Origin of the sequence: Pseudochrobactrum sp. Wa41.01b-1, from assembly GCF_019464455.1 — a bacterium.
Taxonomy (GTDB): Bacteria; Pseudomonadota; Alphaproteobacteria; order Rhizobiales; family Rhizobiaceae; genus Pseudochrobactrum; species Pseudochrobactrum saccharolyticum.
The window spans coordinates 2,210,460-2,233,995 of sequence record NZ_CP080493.1 but is presented as its reverse complement, the minus strand read 5'-3'; the positions used below and the strand labels follow the sequence as shown (position 1 = coordinate 2,233,995).

Genomic DNA, 23,536 nt, shown 5'->3' with positions numbered 1-23,536 from the left:
GTAACGTTTTGGACGTTACCAGCCATCTACGCGCTCTATATAACAGCTATATGACACTAATATTACAGGTTTGTATCAGTGCTCAATTCAGCATTTTATAATAAAAAAATGCAGTTTCCCGAACGACCAATACAGAGCCAGAAAATTCGGCCCCTGAAAGCAAAATGAAAACAATCGGTTAGGATGGCTTCGCTTTTTCCTCACCGGTTTCGTTCTCATCTTCTGTGGTCTGCGCCGACAAGAAATTGCCCACATGGCGCAATGTTTCAAAATGGTCACAGAAAACTTTTATGACAACCAGAAGCGGCACCGCTATCAGGGCGCCGATGAAGCCCCACAGCCATGACCAGAAGGCAACGGCTACAAAAACCGCAACCGTATTCAGTTCAAGACGCCGGCCGATAATGGTCGGTGTCACAATCTGCCCTTCGAGAATATTACAGGCCAGCACAAAAGCCGGAGCCAGCATGGCATAGGCGATCTGGTCAAAGGACACGATGGCAATGATCCCGACCACGACAATTGTCGTCAATGCGCCGATATAGGGCAGGAAATTGAGCAGCGCCGCCATCACACCGAAGACAAACGGTGTCGGCATCCCCAATGCCCACAGTCCCAGACTGATTGCCAGTCCCAAAAGCCCGTTAATGACCGTGATCGTCAGCAGATAGCTGGAAATAACCTGTTCCACATCATAGACGACACGCAAGGCACGCTTCTTTTCGCTCAGCTTGCCAAAAGACTGGATAATCTTTTCATAGAACATGGTTCCCGAGGCAAGAATGAACAGCGTCAGGATAAATGTCACAGCAATTGTCGTGCCGCCTGACAAAACATTGCCCGCAGCCTGTGAAAGAATTCCGGGCTGCGCCAGCGAAACTGTCTGCACTTTCGGATCCTGTCCCATTTGTGCGACCTGATCGACCTGTTTGCTTATATTGAGCAAATGTTCTGCGGGTGCGCGCAAACGGTGCAGTTTCTCTGTCAGCTCCCGCCCGATCTCCGGTGCTTCACTCACCATTTCCGTAACCGGCCCGCTTAAAAGATAACCGGTCACTCCGATGAAGGAGAAAGAAAAGACCACAAGCAGAGTGGCCGAAATAGCTTCGGAAATGCCGAGTCGTTTTTTGGAGAAACGGACAATCGGTGTCAGCATCAGCGCCAGCAAAATGGCCAGCGTGACCGGCATGAAAAAATCCCGCGCAAAATACAGCGCATAAACCAGCATCATCAGAAAAATACCGGTCAGCATTGCGCGGCCTGTACGCACATATTTCGTCAGATTTTGCAGATTTCCGCTTTCAGGCAAAGGATGCGCCGGATAAATCAGCTCATTTTCAGCATCGGATATCGACGTCTTATTATCATGCGGCATCTGCATCCGCCTCCCCCTCATTCCTATGCGGATTATTCCCGCTATGCCGGTAAATTAAGGGAGACAGCAATGCCGTCAATATAAAGCAATAAATATAGTTCGCCAGCCGGCATGATCCGGCTGGTTCAAAGCAAAAGCATATCTTAATTCAGCACCAGCCAGCCGGAAATCAGGATGACGACGGCACCGGCCAGCATGTGAATTTCCACCGGAGCGTTAAACAGTAATGCCCCATAGAACAGTCCCCAGATAATCTGGCTATATTGAACGGGCGCAACAATCGCGGCAGATCCCAGACGGAAAGCTTTAACAATCATCGTCTGCGCAAAAGCAATCAGCCCGCCGCCGAGAAGCGCCAGCCCCAGATCCTGCCAGTCAGGTGTAATCAGACCATTATACAATGCCAGCAATCCGGCAAAACAGGACTGGACAATCAGCAGAGCAACAACCAGCGCCTTATCGGACTCATCGCTTTTGGCACGGCGCAGCAAAACCTGCGCAATGGCGAAAAACAATGCCGAGCCCAAAGCGGCCAGATGCCCCGCAGACAGTGGTGCCGCGCCCGGCTGCAAAATCCAGATCACACCGGCAAAACCGAGAAGAACGCCGAACCAGCCCCGCAAGGAGAGGCGCTCTCCCACCATGATAAAAGCAACAATCGCGACAAAAATCGGAGACAGAAAGCCCAAAACATAGGCTTCAGCCAGCGGCAAAGCCGAAAACGCATAATAGATCAGCAGCGTATTCATCGACAACAACAACGCACGGCCAAAGGCCAGTTTTGGATAAACCGGCAGCAAACGCTTGGCCTGCCCGCTGAGACAGCCATGAACAACAATGAAAGACAGAGCAAAAACGGACAGCAAAAATGTTGTCTCATAAACACCGATGCGGGCGCTCAGTGTTTTGACAATTGTATCCGCCCCTGAAAATGCTGTGAAAGCAATAAAGGCGATCAAAGCTGCGCGGAGATTATGCGTTTGCGTATTCATATTGTCACTGCCGTAAAGGTGCTGGGCCATAAAAAATATGGGGCCATAAATGTGCGGGTTTTCGGAGAGTATTCCGGCAGACTGGCGCTCCCCACACTCAGCCCCCTTCACATTCAGCATGTGACGTCAGATCAATTATCGGCACCAAAGCATAGTCTGAAACATAAGGCTCTGTTGCGAGCGCGACGTTACTGTTTCTTTTGAAGAAAGCAAGAGAGCTGTTTCGATTTCAACAATGGCCCGTATCTATTCTTTTCAGCAGCTATGCAGATGCAATTTTATAACATTTTAAAACTCTCATACGCACGAAACTTTCAAGCATTTAAAGAATACAAGCCAATGCCTCATAAATTGCCCGCCAGCCAGTAGACAAAACCGATTTATCGGCATAGGCCGTTTACGTTAAAGTCAAAGAACCTCTCTGTTCAGGCATTTTTCAGGCTGCATCTCCCGATCAGTCAGGCTGTAGTTAAACACATGGTCTGGCTCTGTGCGCCGAAAAATATCTGCGGCAGCAGAGTGTTTTTCGTTTCCTTTTTAGAGAACGGCAACACCGGATAAAGTGTAACGCCTGAAACAGAACGGATAAACGTGTCTCCCAAGACGTTTCCGTTTTCAGTTTCTCAGGCCGATATTTCGCTTTGCAAAATCCGGTTTTGCTTTTTGGTGTAAGATTGGATTTGAAATGTCGCCTAAAGACAATGCTTCACCGGCTCATTCGCCGGCGCCGGAGCTCGACCGAAAAACCCGCATAAAATCTATTCTCGGCGGTTCTGCCGGTAATCTTGTTGAGTGGTATGACTGGTATGTCTATGCTGCTTTTACGCTTTATTTTGCGCCTAAATTCTTCCCGTCAGGCAACCAGACAGCCGAGCTGCTGAGTGCTGCGGCCGTGTTTGCAGTCGGCTTCCTGATGCGCCCGATCGGTGCATGGATCATGGGTATTTATGCCGACCGCAAAGGCCGCAAAGCCGGTCTGACCCTTTCTGTTACGCTGATGTGTATCGGCTCGCTGATTATTGCAGTGACACCGGCCTATGAAACAATCGGTGTTATGGCACCGGCATTGCTGGTTTTTGCCCGCCTGTTGCAGGGTCTGAGTGTGGGTGGTGAATATGGTGCCAGCGCCACTTATTTGAGCGAGATGGCTGGCAAAAGCCGTCGCGGTTTCTTCTCCAGCTTCCAATATGTGACCCTGATTGCCGGTCAGCTGACAGCCCTCGGCGTCTTGCTGATCCTTCAGCGTCTTCTCACACCGGAACAGCTCGGTGAATGGGGCTGGCGTATTCCGTTCTTCATCGGCGGTCTGCTGGCGATCTTCGTATTCTGGGTTCGCCGTGGTCTTGTGGAAACAAAATCATTCGATAATGCCAAAACCAGCGACAAGCCACGTTCCAGCGGTTTTGCCCTGTTCAAGCATTATCCGAAAGAAGCCTTCACAGTTCTGGCACTGACAGCCGGTGGTACGCTGGCATTCTATACATACACAACCTATCTGCAGAAATTCCTCGTCAACACTTCCGGTTTCAGCAAGGAATCCGCCAGTGAAATTACGGCGCTCGCGCTGCTGATCTTCATGCTGATCCAGCCGCTGGCCGGTGCGCTTTCAGACCGCGTTGGCCGCAAGCCGCTGATGATCGGTTTCGGCGTGATGGGTGTGTTGTTTACCTATCCGATCTTCTCCACCCTCTCAACAACAACCAATCCATATGTGGCTTTCGGTTTGTCGCTGGCAGGTCTGATTATCGTGACCGGTTACACCTCGATCAATGCGGTGGTGAAGGCAGAAATGTTCCCTGCACATATCCGTGCGCTTGGTGTTGCTCTGCCTTATGCACTGGCCAATACGATCTTTGGCGGTACCGCTGAATGGGTAGCGCTGAAATTCAAGTTGTCCGGCTATGAAACATGGTTCTTCTGGTATGTGACAATCATGATCGGTCTTTCATTGATTATCTATATCCGCATGAAAGAAACCCGTGATCACAGCCTGATCCACGAAGACTAAAATATCTAAATTGAAGAACCGGCCGGAAATTACTTTCCGGCCGGTTTTTCTTTAAACTGCTTTTTGTCAGTGAGCCGTTTTCACCGGCTGACCAGCCACATAGGCTTCCACAATCGCGCGGTCATCCCCGAGCGTCTGCAACAGGAATAATTCCTGCGCCAGATTGGAGCCTGCATCCATACGCAGCCGCATGGCAGATGTGGCACGACTGTCCAAAATCACGAAATCCGCTTCCGTACCCGCATCCAGCGTACCGATCCTGTCTTCCATCGACAGTGCACGGGCATTGCCCAAAGTCATCATATAGAATGAACTGAGCGGATTGAGCCGCTGGCCACGCAATTGCAGCACTTTATAGCCCTCATCCAGCGTGCGCAGCATCGACCAGCTGGTACCGCCGCCAATGTCAGTCGCAACGCCAATGCGCACACCGGCATCGCGCAGACCGTCACGGTTAAACAGCCCGCTGCCGAGAAACAGATTGGAAGTCGGGCAAAATACCGCCACAGACCGGCTATCAGCCAGCACCTTCACTTCCCGCTCCGACAAATGAATGGAATGCCCGAGCAATGTCTTTTCCCCGAGCAGGCCGTAATGCTCATAAATGCCGGTATAATCCGGCGCATCAGGATAGAGCGAACAGGTGAATTCAATCTCGGCATGGTTCTCAGACAGATGAGTCTGCACATAACATTCCGGATGCTCACGCACCAAAGCCTGCGCAGCCTCAAGCTGTTCCGGTGTTGAAGTAATCGCGAAACGTGGCGTAATCGCATAATCCAACCGCCCTTTACCACGCCAGCGGGCAATCAGAGCCTTGCTGTCATCATAGGAAGATTGCGCCGTATCGCACAAAGCGGCAGGCGCATTGCGATCCATCATCACCTTACCGGCAATGTTACGCATATTCAGCCGCTCACTGGCGCGAAAAAATGCATCCACACTTTGCGGGTGCACAGAACCATAGGCCACAACAGTCGTGGTGCCGTGACGCAATAATTCATCAATAAAGCGTTCGGCAATATGCTCACCGAATTGCTCATCGGCATATTTCTGCTCTTCAATGAAAGTGTAATCATTGAGCCAGTCCAGCAGTTCCGCCGCGTAAGACGCAACCACCTGACTTTGCGGAAAATGGATATGCGTATCAATAAAACCGGGCAAGATCAGATGCGGACGGTGATCGGTTTCCGGTGTGTCCGGTGATTTTTGTGCCGCAACAGCTGCATAATCGCCGACTGCTTTAATCATCCCGCCTTCAACAAGCAGTGCCCCGTCTTCATGATAGATATAAGACGCTGTATCGCTGATATCCTGCGGCTCACGGATAAAACTCAAAACACGCCCGCGGATAAGACGCTGATTATGCTTTTGTGTCATATTCACAGACATGAAAATACCCTCGCTGAAAAGCAGAAATAGTCAATATTACAACGTAGATTCGATCAGGGTTTAGAAGCTGACGCCGTCTCATACCAGCGCCGCAACAACAGACGCTCCTCCGCACTCATACCGGTGAGATTGGACGGCGGCATGGCATGGGAACGCGCTGCATGAAGATAGATTTCTTTGGCATGGGCAGCGATCGCAACATCACTGTCGAGGATGACACCTTTAGGTGGCACCAGAATGCCCTCCCATGACGGCTCTGCCGTATGACACATGGAACAGCGCCCCATAACCGTATCGCGCACCGTCTCAAATTCCGGCGTATTGATGTATTTTTGCTGGAGTGTCGAGGCTTGCGCCCCTCCAGCATTGTCCAGCTGTTTCGGTTCGGTGGACAGCCACATAATCACGATAAACAGCAAAACCGTTGCCAGCCATGTCCAGGTCGGGCTGCCCTTGCGCGCATGGCGGGTATTGAACCAATGGCGGATTGTTACCCCCATCAGAAACACCAGCGATGCAATAATCCAGTTATATTTCGTGCCGAATGCCAGCGGGTTATGGTTCGACAACATCAGGAAGATAACCGGCAGCGTCAGATAGTTATTATGGGTGGAACGCTGCTTGGCGATCACGCCATATTTGGGGTCAGGTGTGCGTCCGGCAATCAGATCCGCGACCACTTTCTTCTGGTTCGGAATGATAATCATGAACACATTGGCGGACATGATGGTGGCGGTGAAAGCGCCGAGATGCAGGAAGGCCGCGCGTCCGGTAAAGAGTTGCGTATAGCCCCATGCCATAAGAACCAGCACGAAATAGAGGATCACCATCAGCTGCGTGGTATTGCGTCCCAGCGGGGATTTGCACAGCAGATCATAGATGATCCAGCCACCGGCAATGGAAGCCAGTGAAATGATGATCGCCGTGGTGCGGGAAACATTCAGCACCTGCGGATCAATCAGATAGAGATCAGCACTGCCGTAATAGACGATGGCAAGAAGCGCAAAGCCTGACAGCCACGTGGCATAGGATTCCCATTTGAACCAGATCAGGTCTTCCGGCATTCGCGACGGTGCCACCAGATATTTCTGAATGTGATAGAAACCGCCACCGTGAACCTGCCATTCCTCGCCATAGGCGCCGGGCGGCAGATCGGGCGCTTTGCGCAAGCCCAGATCAAGAGCAATGAAATAGAAAGATGAGCCGATCCACGCAATTGCGGTGATAACGTGGAGCCAGCGGGCAGCAAAGCCAAGCCAGTCCCACGCGATTGCCAGTTCAAACATGCATTCCTCCCCGATATGCAGCAGACCGTCTGCCACTATAGGGGAAGAATCAGCTTAAGCGCCAGATGGTTATATGCGGCACAATGAACAGCAGTTAAAATCGCAGCGCAGCTACACGTTCCGGCAGTTTCGTAATGGTTTCAGCATCCACATTGGCAAATGCAAAGCGCAGGAAGTCCTGCTGTCCTTCACCAAAATAAGCGCCGGGAATGGTGATAATACCGCAGGTCTTTGCCAGTTTCTCTGACACCGCCGCAGATTCGATACCCTTAAACGGATGACGCACAAAGGCGAAATAGGCACCAACAGAAATGGCTTCCCAACCATCCATCTGCGCTATTGCACTGCGCAAAGCCTGCGCCCGATGTGTAATTTCACGGCGGTTTTCATTGCGCCATCCGGTCAGCGGTTCAATCGCCTGCGCAATTGCAGCCTGCGGCGGCAGCGGCGCACAAATCTGCAGATTGTCCATGATCTTGGCAATCTCGCCAATCACAGCTTCCGCCGCAATAATCGCACCAAGGCGGTGACCCGGAATACAGAAGGATTTGGAAAAGCTGTAAAGCTGGATCAGATAATCATTCCAGTCAGCCTCATCGAACAAATGATGCGGCACGGCATCGGCATCTTCGAGAAAGTCACGGTAAGTCTCATCGAGAATCAGCCATGTACCATTGGCACGGCAAATCTCATAAATCTGTTTCAGGACTTCCGGTGAATAGACAGCGCCGGTCGGATTATTCGGCGTGACCAGCGCCAGCACTTTAATACCTGCATGGAGAACCTGCTTCAGTTCCTGCGGGTCTGGTACAAAACCGTTCTGCGCACGACATGGCATCAGCTCCAGCTTGATACCGAGCATGGCCAGTGACGTTTCATGATTAAAATAGAGCGGATTGCTCAGCATCACCGTATCACCGGCACCGGCCAGCGCCATGACGGCTGCGATAAAAGCCTGATTGCAACCGGCTGTAATCTGCACCTGCGCTGCATCGAGTTTGGCTTTGTAAAGCTGGCTGACATGCGCAGCATAGGCTTCACGCAGCGCCGGCAGTCCTTCAATCGGCCCGTAATTGGCAAAAGCTTTAGAGGATGCCGCTTCACCGGAAAGGCGCAGCATTTCATCGTGCGGCGGATAGCCCGGCACAGCCTGTGACAAATCAATCAACAGCCCCAAAGCACCGTCATAGGCTTGCGCCCATGCTTTGACAGCGGGAATTGGCGGTAATGATAAAGCAGAAACTGCCGGATTAATCCGCGGCGCAGCATTGTCACTCATAATAGGCTCCCAGATAATTGAATCCGGCAACACCCTCAGCGCCGGATTTTACTCCTCTGGTCGGGATACCACATAGTAAGCACAAGCCAACATAAAAAGCGCAACGCCTGCGCCTAAATATAATCCGGGCTGGGCGCTCCAGAGAAAAATCGCATAGCCGATCATCATACCGCCGCAAGCGAATTTCTTGGCACGACGCGGAATAGCCCCGCGATCCCGCCATTTAATCACCAGCGGACCGAATTGCGGATGTGCCAGAATGCGCTTTTCAAGCTTGGGTGATGAGCGGGCAAAAAACCATGCCGCCAGAATAATGAAGATTGTCGTCGGCATCACCGGCAGAATTGCACCGATAATCCCCAATCCCAGCATCAGAAAACCGAGACACAGATAAAGAAAGCGTTGCGGGCCGGACAGAACAACCGCTTGTGCAGGCGTCTGCTCTTGCTGCACGCGCTCCGGTGTAGTGACCGGCTTGGGCTCCGGCTTACTCAAGGAATGATCCGATGGAGGAAGCGACATAAATACAATCCGATATAATCTACTGTTCCGGCTTTTGCCTGCCAACGTTTGCTTATCAACGTTTTCCGGCTGAGTTTGCACGTTTTTCAGCAGCAAAACCATCCTCCCCGATTCTGCCTGCCGGTCTTATTGTGCATCCAAAAACGCCTGTATTAAGCTCTAAACGCAAAAGGTGAGACAAGCAATCAGCTTTCAAAAACGTGATCACCAGCCAAAATCACAATTTCGCCATAATATTTACACCTTGGCGGAAAGCTTTTTAAACTTGTCCTGCAAACACAGATTGTACCGCTGCCTCCTTGGAGTCAGTCTTGAATTCGAAATTAAACATGTCCAGTTCTTGAAACGCGATCAGACGCAGAGTCATATTTTCATAAAAATAAATAATTCTATATAGATTTTTGATTCAAGAAAGATAAAATAGAAAATATTAAAGATTAAAATCAGAATATATACTCAATATAACGAAATTTTACAGATTGTTAACCTAAAATTCAATCCAAAATATATTCCATTTGTGACCATTTCAGCGCCACATTTACATTGCAGTTGAGCGCCTGAACTTCTGTTACTTCAGATTATTGATAACGACAGACCGGATGACTGACTGCAATCTATCCGCATTCTGCGTCCGCGCTCTGACACAACCGTCGCGCCCGATATTTTGTACAATGATTGTACAACCTCCGGCTGCTGACACCGGTACGACCTATGACGACGATCCGCACCAAGCGCCTGCCTGCCCTCTTTGCATTTTCCGCCGCTGTCTTTTTAGTTTCTGCTTTTTCCGGCAGTCAGGCTGAAGCTGCTGCTGCCAATTGCGGCCGCGCTTCCTGGTATGCACTGACATCAAAAACCGCATCAGGTGAACGCATGAATCCGGCAGGTATGACTGCCGCACACCGCACCCTGCCGCTCGGCAGCAAAGTACGTGTGACCAATCAGAACAACGGAAAATCGCTCGTGGTACGGATTAACGACCGCGGCCCGTTCATCAAAGGCCGTGTTCTGGATCTCTCCAAAGGCGCAGCTCAGAAACTCGGCTTTGTCGGCGCAGGCCATACCAAGGTTTGCTACAACAAGCTGTAATCAACGCCGGAGCATTTCCTGTTCATTCCGGAACACCGGAAATGCTCTGCCTGTTTGCTTTCACGCATTTCCGGACGCAAAACCGGTCTCCGCTTTTACGGGAATATCAAAGGGGCAAAACTGCCTCTTAATGCTTGTTAACCATTTCTTAATAAACTCGGGCGTAGCGCGTCCGGCACAATTGACTCTTACCTGTTACCGATATTAACATTTCGTTAATAAATGACTGTGGCTGAGGCGTTGTGTATGTTCAGTTTTGTAAATTTAAAAAATCTGACATTGTCAGTCGCAGGCTTGGCAGCAAGTTTGGTATTAGCGCTCGGCTCATCAACACTTGCGGCACAGACAGGCAGCCCGTTCATGGCAACCGGCGGTTTAACATCACAGCCAATCGGTCATTACGAATTCTGCAAACGGCTGCCAGCCGAGTGCAATGTTACTTCTGCGCAAACAGCTCCTGTCAAACTCGATCAGGCAACATGGGCGAAAATTGTTCAGGTCAATGTTGAAGTCAACGCGCTGATCCAGCCAATGACTGATATGGAAATCTACGGTGTGGAAGAATACTGGACCTATTCTACAACCGTTGGTGATTGTGAAGAATATGTACTGCTCAAGCGCCGTGAACTGGCCAAAGCCGGCATTCCGCTCAGCTCATTACTCATCACTGTGCTCCGCAAACCTGATGGTGAAGGTCATGCGGTTCTGACCGTGCGCACTGATCGTGGTGATTTCATTCTCGATAATCTGACCGATGCTGTGAAAAACTGGCAGGAAACCGATTATACCTATCTCAAGCGTCAGGCTGCCAACCATACCGGTCGTTGGGTTTCCATTGAAACTCCGGGCAATCTGGTTGTCGGCGCAGTTAAATAAGCCTGCAGCGTAATATAAACGGCCTGGTCAGGCACTGACCATTTCCGTCGATGTACGATAGGAAACAGCCTCAGCCACATGTTTGCGCTCAACATGCGCTGCCGCTTCAAGATCAGCCAACGTACGTGCTACTTTCAAAACACGATGATAGGCACGCGCTGACAGCCGCAATTTCTCACTCACATCATAGAGCAATCTACGCCCGTCATTACTGACCGCTGCGATCTCCTCCAGTATATTGGGCGGACAGGCGGCATTGGTCATAATATGCGCCATCCCTAATTGCTGATAACGTTCCTGCTGCCTGTGCCGCGCCTGCGCCACACGATGAGCCACCGCAGTACTACTTTCCGCCTGCCCTGTTAAAATCAGGTCAGAGGGCTTAAGAGCGGCTACATCTATCCGCAGATCAATACGATCTAGCAATGGCCCTGATACCCGCGCCTGATAATCGCTGCGGCAGCGCGGGCCCCGTGCACAGGTAAAACCCGGTTCTCCGGCCATTCCGCATTTGCACGGATTCATCGCCGCCACCAGCTGAAACCGTGCCGGATAGCTGATGCGATGATTGGCACGCGCGATCATACATTCACCTGTTTCCAAAGGCTGTCGCATCGAATCCAGCACCTGCGGTGAAAACTCCGGTAATTCATCAAGAAACAGCACGCCATGATGAGCCATGGATATCTCGCCGGGCTTTGCTTTATGCCCGCCGCCAACCATTGCCGCCATAGAAGCCGAATGATGCGGGCTGCGAAACGGCCGCCGGTCTGTGAGCTTACCGCCGGATAACATGCCGGAAACTGAGGCAATCATAGAGACATCGAGCATCTCCCGTGGAGACAAAGGCGGGAGAATACCGGGCAGACGCTGCGCCAGCATGGACTTACCCGATCCCGGAGGGCCGACAAACAACAAATTATGATTGCCCGCTGCAGCCACCTCCAGCGCGCGCTTTGCTGTTTCCTGCCCTTTGACATCCGCCAGATCAGGAAACGCCTCCGGCCCATCGGAAAAGCTCTTTATGGCCGGTTGCGGACGGGACAATACCTGTGAGCCACGAAAATGATTGGCCAATGCGATCAGACTGCGCGGATTGAGGATCGGCATATCCGCATCAGCCCATGCAGCCTCTGCCCCGCAAGCCTGCGGGCAGATCAATCCCAGATCATGCATATTAGCGGTTATCGCTGCGGGCAGCACACCGGCAACCGGTGCGATTGTGCCATCCAGTGCCAGTTCACCAAGCACCACAAAGGATTGCAGACAATCTTCCGGCAAAGCACCGACCGCCACCATCAGCCCCATGGCAATCGGCAGATCATAATGCGAGCCTTCTTTGGGCAAATCCGCCGGTGCCAGATTGATGGTCACTTTCTTCACCGGCATTGACAGACCGGAGGCATGGAGCGCCGCCTGCACCCGCTCACGGCTCTCAGCCACTGCTTTGTCCGGCAGGCCGACAATCGACATACTCATCTTGCCCGGTGCCGCCATCACCTGCACATCAACAAGCTTGGCTTCAATGCCCTGAAAAGCAACCGTACTGACCCGTGCAATCATTTCATGCCCCCACCCGATACATCATTTTAAGCAGGGGAAATGCACAACATCAACAAACAAAAACACCGGAACTGCAAATGAGTTTCCGGTATTTTATTAATTATATCAATTAGTTATAAAGATGAAATTTAAGTGCTCTTGGCTTCAACCACATCCCAGAACAATTGCGCAATATCCGCACCGCCGAAGCGTTTGATCTCGCGGATGCCGGTCGGTGATGTCACGTTAATCTCGGTCATATAATCCCCGATCACATCAATACCGACGAGAATAAAGCCGCGTTCTTTCAAAGAGGGGCCGATGCGCGCGCAGATTTCTTTTTCACGCGCCGTCAGTTCAGTCGCTTCAGCACGACCGCCGACATGCATGTTGGAGCGGGCATCGCTCTCCGCAGGCACGCGATTGATGGCACCAACCGGCTCGCCATCAATCAGAATAATGCGCTTATCGCCGGAGCGCACATCTTTCAAATAACGCTGGGCGATGAACGGTTCACGATACATCTGCTCGAACATTTCCAACAGTGATGTCAGATTGCGGTCATCTGTCGTCAAGTGGAACACGCCTGCGCCGCCATTGCCGTAAAGCGGCTTGATGATGATGTCACCAAATTCCCTGCGGAATTTGAGCACTTCCTGCAAGTCTTTGGTAATCAGTGTTTCCGGCATCAGATCCGGAAACTCTGTCACAAAGATTTTCTCAGGGCTGTTGCGTACCCATGCCGGATCATTCACCACCAATGTCTTCGGATGAATACGCTCCAGAAGATGGGTTGTGGTGATATAGTTCATGTCAAAAGGCGGATCCTGACGCAGCAGGATAACGTCCATTTCCGACAAATCCGTATGCACGGCTTCACCGAGTGTGAAATGATCGCCTTCAATATCACGCACCTGCAACGGCTCCAGAGCCGCGCTGACAACACCATCACGCATCGACAGGCGATCCGGCGTGTAATGATAAAGCTCATGGCCACGCTCTGCTGCCGCAAGGCACAAAGCAAAGCTGGTATCACCCGCGATACGAATGGAATTGATATGGTCCATCTGAACCGCAATTTTCAAAGCCATAGTGCCCTCTGTTTCATAATTTCAGTAACTGCTACGCATATTTAATACAAAATACCGGCCAGTAAAGGCCGGTATTTATAATGCTAACTACATTAATGTGATCAGGCTGCATTGCCTTCAACAATTATAACCTCACCATCGGCAACAGTCTGACGAATTACCACCGCTGCCTGATATTCCGGCGAATTATAACAATCCAGTGCATGCTGCATGCTCGGGAATTCAATGATGACATTACGCGCGCGTCCCTGCCCTTCTACCGCATGGGCAACGCCGCCACGGGCAATGAAATTGGCACCGAAGCGCTCAAAAGCGGGCTTGGCTGTGCTGATATAATCTTTGTAACGCTCAGCATCACGCACATCGACACGGGCAATCCAGTAAGCTTTCGTCATCATTTACTCCCATTCATAATTTTCACACAGCCGCGGCCATTTCTTCCAGAATGCTCTGTGCCGCCGCTTTACGGTCTGCAGCACCAACAATCGGACGCGCCACAACCAGATGGCTCGAACCGGCGCGAAGTGCATCTGCCGGTGTCATCACACGTTTCTGGTCTCCGGCTTCACTGCCCGCAGGACGGATACCCGGCGTGACAATCGCCATATCCGGCCCGACTATTTTACGGATAGCGGCCGACTCAGCGGCAGAGGCTACAATACCGCCCATCCCTGCATCACGTGCCTGCTGTGCGCGGCGCAGCACCAGTTCCTCCGGTGACATAGTGTAACCGGCCTCCAGCATATCCGCCTGATCCATCGAGGTCAGCACAGTCACACCAAGCAGGCAGAGGTCTGAGCCTTTGGCAGCTTGCACAGCTGCACGCATCGCCTTCGGATAGGCATGGAGCGTCATCATGGTCACACCGCGCTTGGCGATATTTTCCACGCCCTTAGCGATTGTATTATCGATATCGAGTAGTTTCACATCGAGAAAGACTTTTTTGCCCATCGAGAGCAGGTGTGAAGCAAAATCCAGACCGCCACCCTTTGCCGTTTGCGAAAACACCAGCTGGTAACCGATTTTATAGAACGAAACCGTATCGCCCAGTTCATCAACGATCTTTTCCGCCGCAATTACATCCGGCACATCGAGACCAACAATCAACCGGTCGCGCACGTTGTTTACATCCATCATCTGTCTCCGCACTTCATTCTGATCTGAAATTTATCCCTCATCGCACAACAAGCGCTGAGTGAAAAGATCAGATCTTGCTGATAAGGCTGCGACAGACACGGGCAAGGGTCTGCGCCGTGCGTTCATCGCGCAAAGCGCCGTCTTCATTGAATGCCTGATGGGCATGGGGAACAGAGCATTGTTCGGAAATAATCTGGGTATTGAGCATCATCATGACTGAGCGCAGATGATACAGACCGCGCATACCGCCAAATCCACCCGGTGAAGACGAACACAGTGCCACCGTCAGATGCGATGTTGGCTGAAACGGTTTACCACCATCCTCATGAATACGGCTGATCCAGTCTAGTGTATTTTTCAGCAGAGGCGGGATTGAGGAGTTATATTCAGGCGAAGCAATCAGCAGGCCTTTATGAGCCGCAAACAACCGTGCAAGCTTATAGGCATTTTCAGGAATTCCCTCTTCCACTTCCAGATCCTGATCCATGATCGGCAGCGGATAATCTTTGAGCGAAATATAGGTTACGTCTGCGCCTTGCCGTGTCAGTTCCTGCACAGCAGCTCCGGCAAGCTGACCGCTATAGGCATTTTTACGGGTGGATCCGGCAAAAACGAGAACTGAGGACATAGGGCTGATCCTTTCAATGACGGCAAAACAAATAGTCAGAACATCACTATTTAGCGCCGCATATAAAAAAGCAACGCCGCATCAACATTCTGATACGGCGTTCTGTGCTGCATTTTACGACTGGTCGTAATCTATACCAGAATCCGGCGGTAAACCCACAGGCGCGCAGGCGGCAGGTTGCGCAGAATAAAATCAAAACCTTCGACACTATAGGCACCGCGCCCGACCGGTAGCGGTGAAACCGGCCCGTAAGAAATCTGCATCACCGGACGGCCGGCAGGAATACGGGTCAGCAAATCGCCAAGAAATGCCAGTCGTTTTTCCATCGGGAAATTGAGCAGCGGCACGGCGGAAATCACACTGTCAAACTGCTGATCCCTTGCTTCACCAAGCACATTATCAAGATCAAAGGCATCACCCTGCAGGAAGTTCACCCCCGCATAAGTGCTCTGCAAATGGTGAAAAAACTCAGCCGAATATTCAACTGAATACAGGTTCTGCGGCTCAATTCCGCGCTCAAGAATGGCTTTGGTAATCACACCGGTGCCGGGTCCCAGCTCCAGAACCGGCAGCCCCGATGACGGGTTAACAATGCTGGCCATGCGGCGTGCTGTAACACCACTTGTCGGCAGGATGGCACCGACAGCTTTCGGCTTATCGATCCAGCCTTTGAAGAAGCGAATCTCTTCATCGAATTTTTGTGCAAGTTTCTTTGGTATCAGCCCAGCCATCAAATACTCCCATATGTCGCCAGCAGACAAAGAATTGCCGCGTTTCGCGGCGGAAGCAAGGCAAAAACGGAGAGAGATGATATTTTTCTTCGTGAGCCCCATAAAATAGGGCGCATAAAAAAGCGGCACTTGCATGAAATACAAATGCCGCTCCGGTTATTTTCTGTAATAAAAGCGCTTAGAGCATAATTTTAAAGCTCTAATCGCGAATACCTTCAAAGAATTCTTTCATCCGCGAGAAAAAGCCGGTCGATTGCGGGCTGTTTTCCTTTGACGAAATCTGCTCAAACTCTTCGAGCAATTCACGCTGACGCTTGCTCAAATTCTGCGGTGTTTCAATCGCAATCTGGATATAGAGATCACCCGTTGTCTGCTGGCGCAGCACCGGCATGCCCTTACCCTTGAGGCGGAACTGTTTGCCGTTCTGGGTGCCTTCCGGCACTTTCACACGGGTCTGCGTACCATCAAGCGTTGCCACTTCAAACTGACCGCCCAGAGCGGCTGTCGCCATCGAGATCGGCACTTTGCAATAAAGATCAGATCCGTCGCGCTGGAAGAATTCATGCGGCTTGATCGACAGGAAAATATAAAGATCGCCGCTCGGTCCGCCGCGTGTACCGGCTTCACCCTCACCGGTCAGGCGAATGCGTGTGCCGTCTTCAATCCCTGCCGGAATATTGACCGAGAGATTGCGTTCCTGACTGATACGTCCCGCACCGTCACATTTCGGGCACGGATCTTTAATCATCTGGCCACGGCCGTTACAGGTGTGACAGGTACGCTCCACAGAGAAAAAGCCCTGCGCCACGCGCACACGACCGGCGCCGCCGCAAGTTGTACAGGTAACCGGCTGTGTGCCTTTCTTGGCACCGGTACCCGTGCATTCCTCACAGGAAATAGAACCCGGAACACTGATCTGTGCCGTTTTACCGGCATAGGCTTCCTCGAGCGTTACTTCCATATTATAGCGCAGATCGGCACCGCGCTCGCGGCCGCCGGAGCGACGATTGCGACCGCCGCCCATAACATCGCCGAAAATATCCTCGAAAATATCAGCAAAGCCACCGGCACCAAAACCGCCGCCGCCAAAGCCACCAAATCCGCCGGCACCGCCGCCGCCATTTTCAAAGGCTGCATGACCGAAACGGTCATAGGCCGCACGTTTTTGCGGGTCTTTCAGCACGTCATAGGCTTCGCCCAGCTCAAGAAATTTGCGCTCTGCTTCCGCATCATTCGGATTGCGATCCGGATGATATTGCATTGCCAGTTTGCGATAGGCCGTTTTAATAACCTTATCATCCGCAGTTCTGACAACGCCGAGCGTTTCGTAGTAATCCACTTTCATAAACCATTCGTCCCGATGGCTGTTGTCTGATGATGCCGCCCCGATCAGAACATTTTCAGACAGTCATTGAAGGTTGTCGCAGCCCTAGAGCGTGTCGCGTTTAATCGTATCCACTGCTCTCGCTCTAACGGTTTGTTTTACGCATGTCTTAAACCCAAAACCGGTACCCACTTTTGGGAGACATGCTCTAGTTTTTAACAAACCAATATCCGGCGCTGACCTGTTCATCCCGTCCGGTTTATGTGGTGACACCGCAAACCGATGTCCAGAGACGGGTAAATTCATGTGCCCTGAATTTTGCATTTTGCCGTGAAAGACATGCAAAACCGCAGGCAACTGAATGGACAAAAGCCCGGCACTAAGCCGGGCTTTGCCTTTCAACCTGATAAATCAGGATTTCTTTTTGTCTTCGTCGATTTCTTCGAAATCGGCGTCAACAACATCGTCCTTATCAGCGCGGGCATCAGCAGCGTCTTCGCCACCTTCTTCAGCCTGTGCTGATTCATACATAGCCTGACCAAGCTTCATGGAAGCTTCAGCAAGGGTCTGTGTTTTCGCTTTGATGTCTTCCGCATCATCGCCTTCAACAGCGGTTTTCAGTGCAGCAAGAGCTGTTTCGATCGCAGCCTTATCATCACCGGAAACTTTATCGCCATAGTCTTTCAGCGACTTCTCGGTCGAGTGGATCAGAGCTTCAGCCTGGTTCTTGGCTTCCACAGCTTCACGGCGTGCCTTATCGGCATCCGCATTGGCTTCCGCATCTTTGATCATCTTCTCAATATCAGCATCTGACAGACCGCCGGATGCCTGAATACGGATCTGATGTTCTTTACCGGTGCCTTTATCTTTCGCGGTCACGTTAACAATACCGTTCGCGTCGATGTCAAAAGTCACTTCAATCTGCGGTACGCCGCGTGGTGCAGGCGGAATGCCAACCAGATCAAACTGGCCGAGCATCTTGTTGTCTGCAGCCATTTCACGCTCGCCCTGCGAAACGCGGATCGTCACAGCCGATTGATTGTCTTCAGCGGTCGAGAAGGTCTGCGATTTCTTGGTCGGAATGGTTGTGTTGCGGTCGATCAGACGGGTGAACACACCACCAAGTGTTTCAATACCGAGCGACAGCGGTGTTACGTCGAGGAGCAGAACGTCTTTAACGTCACCCTGCAGGACACCGGCCTGAATAGCAGCACCCATCGCAACCACTTCATCAGGGTTCACACCCTTATGCGGTTCCTTGCCGAAGAAAGCTTTAACAACTTCCTGAATTTTCGGCATACGGGTCATACCACCAACCAGCACAACTTCACTGATTTCACCGGCTTTGAGGCCAGCATCGCGCAGTGCAGCTTTACATGGTTCAATGGTGCGCTGAACCAGATCATCCACCAGGCTTTCAAACTTCGCACGGGACAGTTTGATGGCAAGGTGCTTAGGACCGGTTGCATCAGCGGTGATGAACGGCAGGTTGATTTCAGTCTGCTGAGCAGAAGACAGTTCGATCTTCGCTTTTTCTGCGGCTTCCTTGAGGCGCTGCAGAGCCAGTTTGTCGTTCTTCAGATCAATGCCCTGCTCTTTTTTGAATTCTGCTGCCAGATATTCAACCAGACGCATGTCAAAGTCTTCACCGCCGAGGAAAGTGTCACCATTGGTGGACTTCACTTCGAACACGCCATCGCCGATTTCGAGGATGGACACGTCGAATGTACCACCACCAAGGTCGTAAACAGCAATGGTTTTGGCTTCGCTCTTATCAAGACCATAGGCCAGAGCCGCAGCGGTTGGTTCGTTGATGATACGCAGAACTTCCAGACCGGCAATCTTACCGGCATCTTTGGTTGCCTGACGCTGAGCATCGTTGAAGTAAGCAGGAACTGTAATAACAGCCTGTGTTACATTTTCACCGAGATAGGATTCAGCGGTTTCCTTCATCTTCTGAAGGATCATCGCGGATACCTGCGAAGGCGAATATTTCTTGCCATGGGTTTCTACCCATGCATCGCCATTGTCGCCCTTAACGATGTTGTAAGGTACGAGATCTTTGTCTTTGGTGACCATCGGATCATCAAAGCGGCGGCCGATCAGGCGCTTAACAGCAAACAGCGTGCCTTCCGGATTGGTAACAGCCTGACGTTTCGCAGGCTGGCCAGCGAGACGTTCGTCACCATCGGTAAAAGCAATAATCGAAGGCGTTGTACGTGCACCTTCAGCATTCTCAATGACCTTCGCAGTCTTACCGTCCATAACGGCGACGCAGGAGTTGGTCGTTCCCAGATCGATACCAATTACTTTAGCCATATTTATTCTTCTCCATTCAGCGAACTGCCGGGACCTCTGCCGAGCATTCCATGTGGCAGCCCCTATCGGGTTTTTGACAAAACGAACCGGCTTTTAAACGCCTGATCGCCACGAGTCGAGGGGTATATAAGAAGGGGGGATTTTCACTGCAAGCCACAAGCCCGTGGTTGCGACAAAAATCCCGCATTTTGATGCGTTTTTTATCTGTTTTGATCGATTTTGACGGTTTTTTCAGAATTTAAAAAATTATTACAGCACGAAGCATGCCGCACATCTTATCCAAAAACCGGTTTCCGCTTTTTAGGATGCGCTTTATGTCACTGCTTTTCGGCTGCTGCATAAATCCTGTCAATAACATGTTGGTTGGCTTTTGAGTTTTCAAGACTGAAAAGCACTTCTTTCTCTCCGCGGGCAAAGCGCACAAAAGCATCAGCCTGCAGGCTATATTGGTTGATATTGGAAAAAGTCCATTCCTGTGAAGCAGTGTGTGAACCGTCATGCCATGTGACCCGTGCATGATCATATTTTCCGGCGTTAAACGGTGCATGAACCGTAATCATCCCCTGATCACCATGGAAAACCATCTGCTGACGCCCAGATAGCTGCGTCGCCACATAAAAACTCAGATCAAAATCCGCGAAACGCGCCAGCACAGTTGCATAACGGTCGGTGCCGAAATCCGGATCGCGCTCAATACGTGCAAAAATCTCCTGCGGCTCCTGCCCCGTGACCATCCGCGTCACCACAGTCGGATAGACCCCGATATCCGGCAAAGCACCGCCGCCAAGTGCAACCTGATTGCGCATATTCGCCGGATCATTATTAAAATATGTGAAGCAGCCCTGCACCATGTGCAAACGGCCGATCTGGCCGGAGGAGATCAGCTCACGTACCTTTGCCCATTGCGGATGATAATAGACCATGAAAGCTTCGGAGATCACCACCTGATGGCGATCACGCGCAGCGATCAGACGGTCAATCTCCTCCGCCTTCAAAGCGATTGGCTTTTCACAGAGCACATGTTTGCCCGCCTCTGCCGCTTTCAACGACCACTCAATATGCTGCGATGTCGGCAGCGGAATATAAACGCCGTCAATCTGATCGCTTGCCAGCAAGTCTTCATAGGAGCCGAAGCTCAAAGGTGCGTTGAACCGGTCGGCCACATCACGGGCGCGCGCTGCATCACGGCTGGCAATGCCCTGAATCACACCGGTTTCGGATGCCGCGATTGCAGGAAGTACCTGCGTGATACCAATATTGGCGGTCGATAAAATACCCCAGCGGAACATAAGGATACCTTTCCGTTATGAATTGAGTGCGGTCATTTCAGGCCACGGAACAACCGTCACTTCCGGCCAGTTCTTCTGTGCCCGCAGACCTTTGATATGATGTGTTTCACGATTATCAGCCACCGGATTGGGTGTCATCCGAAGCGAGAAAATATCATCCAGACCGAAAGGCGCATAGAGTTTCAAGCTGCCATCCGGTTCAAGTCTTATGCCGACCGCATGGGTTTTCGAAGCAAAGCGGTCAATGCTGTTTTCACTGGAGCGCAAAGGCGGACAAACCAGTCCGAAATGCTTTTCATACCACAAATGCACCCGCGCCTGATTGCGGATTTCCACCGGCAAAGGCACAGCGGAAAACACCCCGTCACCTGTCTTGATGATCCGGTCTTCTGCCTCGTAGGATATGTCGGAAGCATCATAATAAAACAGGTCAATATCTTTGATGCCATGGGTTTCCGGCCTGCCGGTCAGCACATTCCACACCAGATTATAGAGCGCGCCGGATACAATATACCAATCCGGCAGGTTCAGCTGCTGAGCGCGGCTCAGCATATCCTTCAGAAGCGGGCTGTTTCGGATAATATCCAGAAAAATATCTTGCTGCTCCTGTGCGGGCAGTCCGGAAAAACGCAAATGGGACATAGGATTTCCGACGGTTATAATTTGAAAAAATCAATAAAAGCACGAAGCGCCGGCCGCATGTTACGCCGGTTCGGATAATAAATATACATACCTGGAAATTGCTGTGTCCAGTCCGGCAAAACCTCTGTCAAAGCCCCATTCTGTATATATTCTGCCACATAGGGCTCCAGCAGCGAGACCAGCCCTGCACCATCCAGTGCCGCCTGCAACAACAGGTGATTATCATCCAGTATCAGCGGGCCGCTCAGCTTGACATCCAACCGGTGCCCCTGTTTTTCAAACTCCCAGTGATAAAGGCTGCCGGATGAAAACCGCTTGAGAATACAACGATGTGTCATCAGATCCTGCGGATGCAGTGGTGTGCCATGGCGCTCAAGATAGGCCGGAGAACCGACCACCGGACTTCGCAAGGCATGGCCGAGCGGTGCGGCAATCATATCTTTCTCAAGACTTTCTCCCAAGCGGATACCGGCATCAAAACCGGCAGCGACAATATCCACAAACTGATCTTCAATGTGGATATCCAGCACCACATCCGGAAAGGCCTCACCGAATGCCTGAAATTTCGGTGCCAGAAACAAATGGGCGGCAGAGCGCGGCGTGCTGATCCGTACCGTTCCGGCAGGTCTGGCACGCATATCCTGTACGGCCAGCAATGCGGCATTGATACCACCCAGCGCCGGTGAAAGCTCCGCCAGCAAGCGCTGTCCTGCTTCTGTCAGATGCACGGAACGGGTGGTGCGTGAAAGCAGCGTAATGCCCAGATCAGCCTCAAGCTGGGCAACAGCCTGACTGACGGCAGAGGGTGCAATAGCCAGTTCTTTTGCCGCCGCACGAAAACTGCCATGATCGGCAACTGTGGCGAAAACCGCCAATTGGGAGAGCTGAGAGCGTTTCATTGATCTGTTTTACAGAACAGGGCGTAAAAATAAAACCGGATTATCGAACAATCAAAACAGACATATGTTTTCGTCACCGGATGAAATAAGGAAAATCACCATGAAAATGCGCAAACTCGGCTCTGACCTGACAGTCTCGGCTCTTGGTCTCGGCTGCATGGGCATGAGCCATGCCTATGGCGGGCAGGATGAGGCAGAAGCTATCCGCACTCTGCATCATGCGGTGGACAGCGGCGTGACATTCTTTGACACGGCAGAAGTCTACGGCCCCTTTGAAAATGAAAAGCTGGTCGGCAAAGCGCTGAAACCACACCGCGATAAAGTGACCATTGCCACGAAATTCGGATTTAAAATTGAAGACGGCACATCAAATGGTGTGAACAGCCATCCCGATCATATCCGTGCTGTGGCGGAAGCCTCATTGCAACGCCTTGGTATCGAGGTGATTGACCTGTTCTACCAGCACCGCGTTGATCCGGCAGTGCCGATTGAAGATGTGATCGGTACATTGAAAGACCTGATTGCTGAAGGTAAAATCCGCACCATTGGTCTCTCTGAAGCGGGGCCTGAAACACTGCGCCGCGCCCATGCCGTACATCCTATAGCGGCGCTGCAAAGCGAATATTCGCTCTGGGTACGCGATCCGGAAACCACAGTGCTACCGGTCTGCCGTGAGTTGGGCATCGGCTTTGTGCCTTACAGCCCGCTTGGTCGTGGTATGCTGGCAGGCAGTGTCCGCACACAGGCTGATCTGGCAGAGAATGATTTTCGCAAAACCCTGCCACGCTTCCAGCCGGAAAATCTCGCTGCCAATAATGCGCAGATTGATCTGATCGAACAGATTGCAGCCGGTAAACAAATCACACCGGCGCAGCTCGCACTGGCATGGGTGCTCAATCAGGCAGAATTTATCGTGCCTATCCCCGGTACCCGCAAAATCAGCCGTCTCGATGAGAATATCAAAGCCGCAGAGATTGATCTCTCGGCTGAGGAGTTAAAACAGATCGGCGCCATCATCACGCCTGATCAGGTATCCGGAAAACGCTACACGGATGCTTCGCTGGCCATGACCGGCCTTTAAACAAAATGACGCTGTTTCATCCGTTGAAACAGCG

The 23,536-nt window shown here is 51.5% G+C and carries 20 protein-coding genes and 1 pseudogene; 4 read left to right on the top strand and 17 right to left on the bottom strand.

Translation table 11 applies throughout. From position 1 onward, the window contains the following. Window positions 1–178: 178 nt before the first annotated feature. Both K1X45_RS10460 and K1X45_RS10455 read right to left on the bottom strand, forming a co-directional pair. Window positions 179–1,252 carry an AI-2E family transporter gene (locus tag K1X45_RS10460; RefSeq protein WP_075654715.1) on the bottom strand — a complete coding sequence of 358 codons (1,074 nt, stop codon included), beginning with the start codon at window positions 1,250–1,252 and terminating at the stop codon, window positions 179–181. A gap of 266 nt (window positions 1,253–1,518) precedes the next feature. Further along, the gene (locus tag K1X45_RS10455) at window positions 1,519–2,367 is read right to left on the bottom strand and encodes a DMT family transporter (protein ID WP_255560391.1); all 849 of its coding nucleotides are present in this window, start codon (window positions 2,365–2,367) and stop codon (window positions 1,519–1,521) included. 685 nt (window positions 2,368–3,052) lie between these two features. Between K1X45_RS10455 and K1X45_RS10450 the strand changes: the two genes are divergently transcribed. Further along, window positions 3,053–4,375, top strand: coding sequence for an MFS transporter (locus tag K1X45_RS10450; RefSeq protein ID WP_075653963.1), 1,323 nt, complete (start codon window positions 3,053–3,055; stop codon window positions 4,373–4,375). A 66-nt stretch (window positions 4,376–4,441) separates the two neighbouring features. On the opposite strand, the gene guaD is transcribed toward K1X45_RS10450, so the two are convergent. From guaD to K1X45_RS10430, 4 genes are all read right to left on the bottom strand, one after another. Next, on the bottom strand, window positions 4,442–5,767 hold the full coding sequence (gene guaD, locus K1X45_RS10445) for a guanine deaminase (RefSeq protein ID WP_255560390.1): 1,326 nt from the start codon (window positions 5,765–5,767) through the stop codon (window positions 4,442–4,444). A 53-nt stretch (window positions 5,768–5,820) separates the two neighbouring features. Beyond that, window positions 5,821–7,053 (bottom strand): urate hydroxylase PuuD, encoded by a 1,233-nt coding sequence (locus K1X45_RS10440; RefSeq protein ID WP_220158775.1) that lies wholly within the window; start codon window positions 7,051–7,053, stop codon window positions 5,821–5,823. A 94-nt stretch (window positions 7,054–7,147) separates the two neighbouring features. Then, window positions 7,148–8,332, bottom strand: coding sequence for an aminotransferase (locus tag K1X45_RS10435; protein ID WP_220158774.1), 1,185 nt, complete (start codon window positions 8,330–8,332; stop codon window positions 7,148–7,150). A 48-nt stretch (window positions 8,333–8,380) separates the two neighbouring features. Continuing rightward, window positions 8,381–8,785 (bottom strand): YbaN family protein, encoded by a 405-nt coding sequence (locus K1X45_RS10430; RefSeq protein ID WP_255560956.1) that lies wholly within the window; start codon window positions 8,783–8,785, stop codon window positions 8,381–8,383. An 870-nt stretch (window positions 8,786–9,655) separates the two neighbouring features. Here K1X45_RS10430 and K1X45_RS10425 point away from each other — a divergent pair. Together K1X45_RS10425 and K1X45_RS10420 are read left to right on the top strand one after the other, a co-directional pair. Beyond that, window positions 9,656–9,943: pseudogene (locus K1X45_RS10425) on the top strand (septal ring lytic transglycosylase RlpA family protein); the annotation flags it as partial. A 246-nt stretch (window positions 9,944–10,189) separates the two neighbouring features. Further along, window positions 10,190–10,819: a transglutaminase-like cysteine peptidase gene (locus K1X45_RS10420; RefSeq protein ID WP_220158773.1), complete on the top strand. Its 630-nt coding sequence runs from the start codon at window positions 10,190–10,192 to the stop codon at window positions 10,817–10,819. Between the two features lie 27 nt (window positions 10,820–10,846). On the opposite strand, the gene K1X45_RS10415 is transcribed toward K1X45_RS10420, so the two are convergent. From K1X45_RS10415 to K1X45_RS10365, 11 genes are all read right to left on the bottom strand, one after another. Beyond that, window positions 10,847–12,382 (bottom strand): YifB family Mg chelatase-like AAA ATPase, encoded by a 1,536-nt coding sequence (locus tag K1X45_RS10415; RefSeq protein WP_220158772.1) that lies wholly within the window; start codon window positions 12,380–12,382, stop codon window positions 10,847–10,849. Between the two features lie 128 nt (window positions 12,383–12,510). Continuing rightward, window positions 12,511–13,452: a glutathione synthase gene (gshB, locus tag K1X45_RS10410; RefSeq protein ID WP_220158771.1), complete on the bottom strand. Its 942-nt coding sequence runs from the start codon at window positions 13,450–13,452 to the stop codon at window positions 12,511–12,513. Window positions 13,453–13,553: 101 nt separating this feature from the next. Then, complete coding sequence (locus tag K1X45_RS10405; RefSeq protein WP_220160463.1) at window positions 13,554–13,847, bottom strand: DUF1330 domain-containing protein; 294 nt, start codon at window positions 13,845–13,847, stop codon at window positions 13,554–13,556. 22 nt (window positions 13,848–13,869) lie between these two features. Continuing rightward, a complete protein-coding gene (gene pyrF / locus K1X45_RS10400; protein ID WP_370627028.1) occupies window positions 13,870–14,589 on the bottom strand; it encodes an orotidine-5'-phosphate decarboxylase in 720 nt (239 codons plus the stop codon). A gap of 67 nt (window positions 14,590–14,656) precedes the next feature. After that, window positions 14,657–15,217 carry an NADPH-dependent FMN reductase gene (locus K1X45_RS10395; protein ID WP_220158770.1) on the bottom strand — a complete coding sequence of 187 codons (561 nt, stop codon included), beginning with the start codon at window positions 15,215–15,217 and terminating at the stop codon, window positions 14,657–14,659. 131 nt (window positions 15,218–15,348) lie between these two features. After that, on the bottom strand, window positions 15,349–15,948 hold the full coding sequence (gene pmtA / locus K1X45_RS10390; protein ID WP_028233481.1) for a phospholipid N-methyltransferase PmtA: 600 nt from the start codon (window positions 15,946–15,948) through the stop codon (window positions 15,349–15,351). A 199-nt stretch (window positions 15,949–16,147) separates the two neighbouring features. After that, entirely contained in the window at window positions 16,148–17,293 is a 1,146-nt protein-coding gene (dnaJ, locus tag K1X45_RS10385; RefSeq protein WP_022709399.1) for a molecular chaperone DnaJ, read from the bottom strand. A 390-nt stretch (window positions 17,294–17,683) separates the two neighbouring features. Then, window positions 17,684–19,591, bottom strand: a complete 1,908-nt coding sequence (gene dnaK / locus K1X45_RS10380) for a molecular chaperone DnaK (RefSeq protein ID WP_213599661.1) — start codon at window positions 19,589–19,591, stop codon at window positions 17,684–17,686. A 317-nt stretch (window positions 19,592–19,908) separates the two neighbouring features. Beyond that, window positions 19,909–20,880: a Gfo/Idh/MocA family protein gene (locus K1X45_RS10375; protein ID WP_220158769.1), complete on the bottom strand. Its 972-nt coding sequence runs from the start codon at window positions 20,878–20,880 to the stop codon at window positions 19,909–19,911. 15 nt (window positions 20,881–20,895) lie between these two features. Continuing rightward, a complete protein-coding gene (locus tag K1X45_RS10370; RefSeq protein WP_220158768.1) occupies window positions 20,896–21,522 on the bottom strand; it encodes a nucleotidyltransferase family protein in 627 nt (208 codons plus the stop codon). A 14-nt stretch (window positions 21,523–21,536) separates the two neighbouring features. Continuing rightward, window positions 21,537–22,421 (bottom strand): LysR family transcriptional regulator, encoded by an 885-nt coding sequence (locus K1X45_RS10365; RefSeq protein ID WP_220158767.1) that lies wholly within the window; start codon window positions 22,419–22,421, stop codon window positions 21,537–21,539. A gap of 100 nt (window positions 22,422–22,521) precedes the next feature. Here K1X45_RS10365 and K1X45_RS10360 point away from each other — a divergent pair, with 100 nt between their 5' ends. Beyond that, entirely contained in the window at window positions 22,522–23,502 is a 981-nt protein-coding gene (locus K1X45_RS10360; RefSeq protein ID WP_220158766.1) for an aldo/keto reductase, read from the top strand. Window positions 23,503–23,536: the final 34 nt, after the last annotated feature.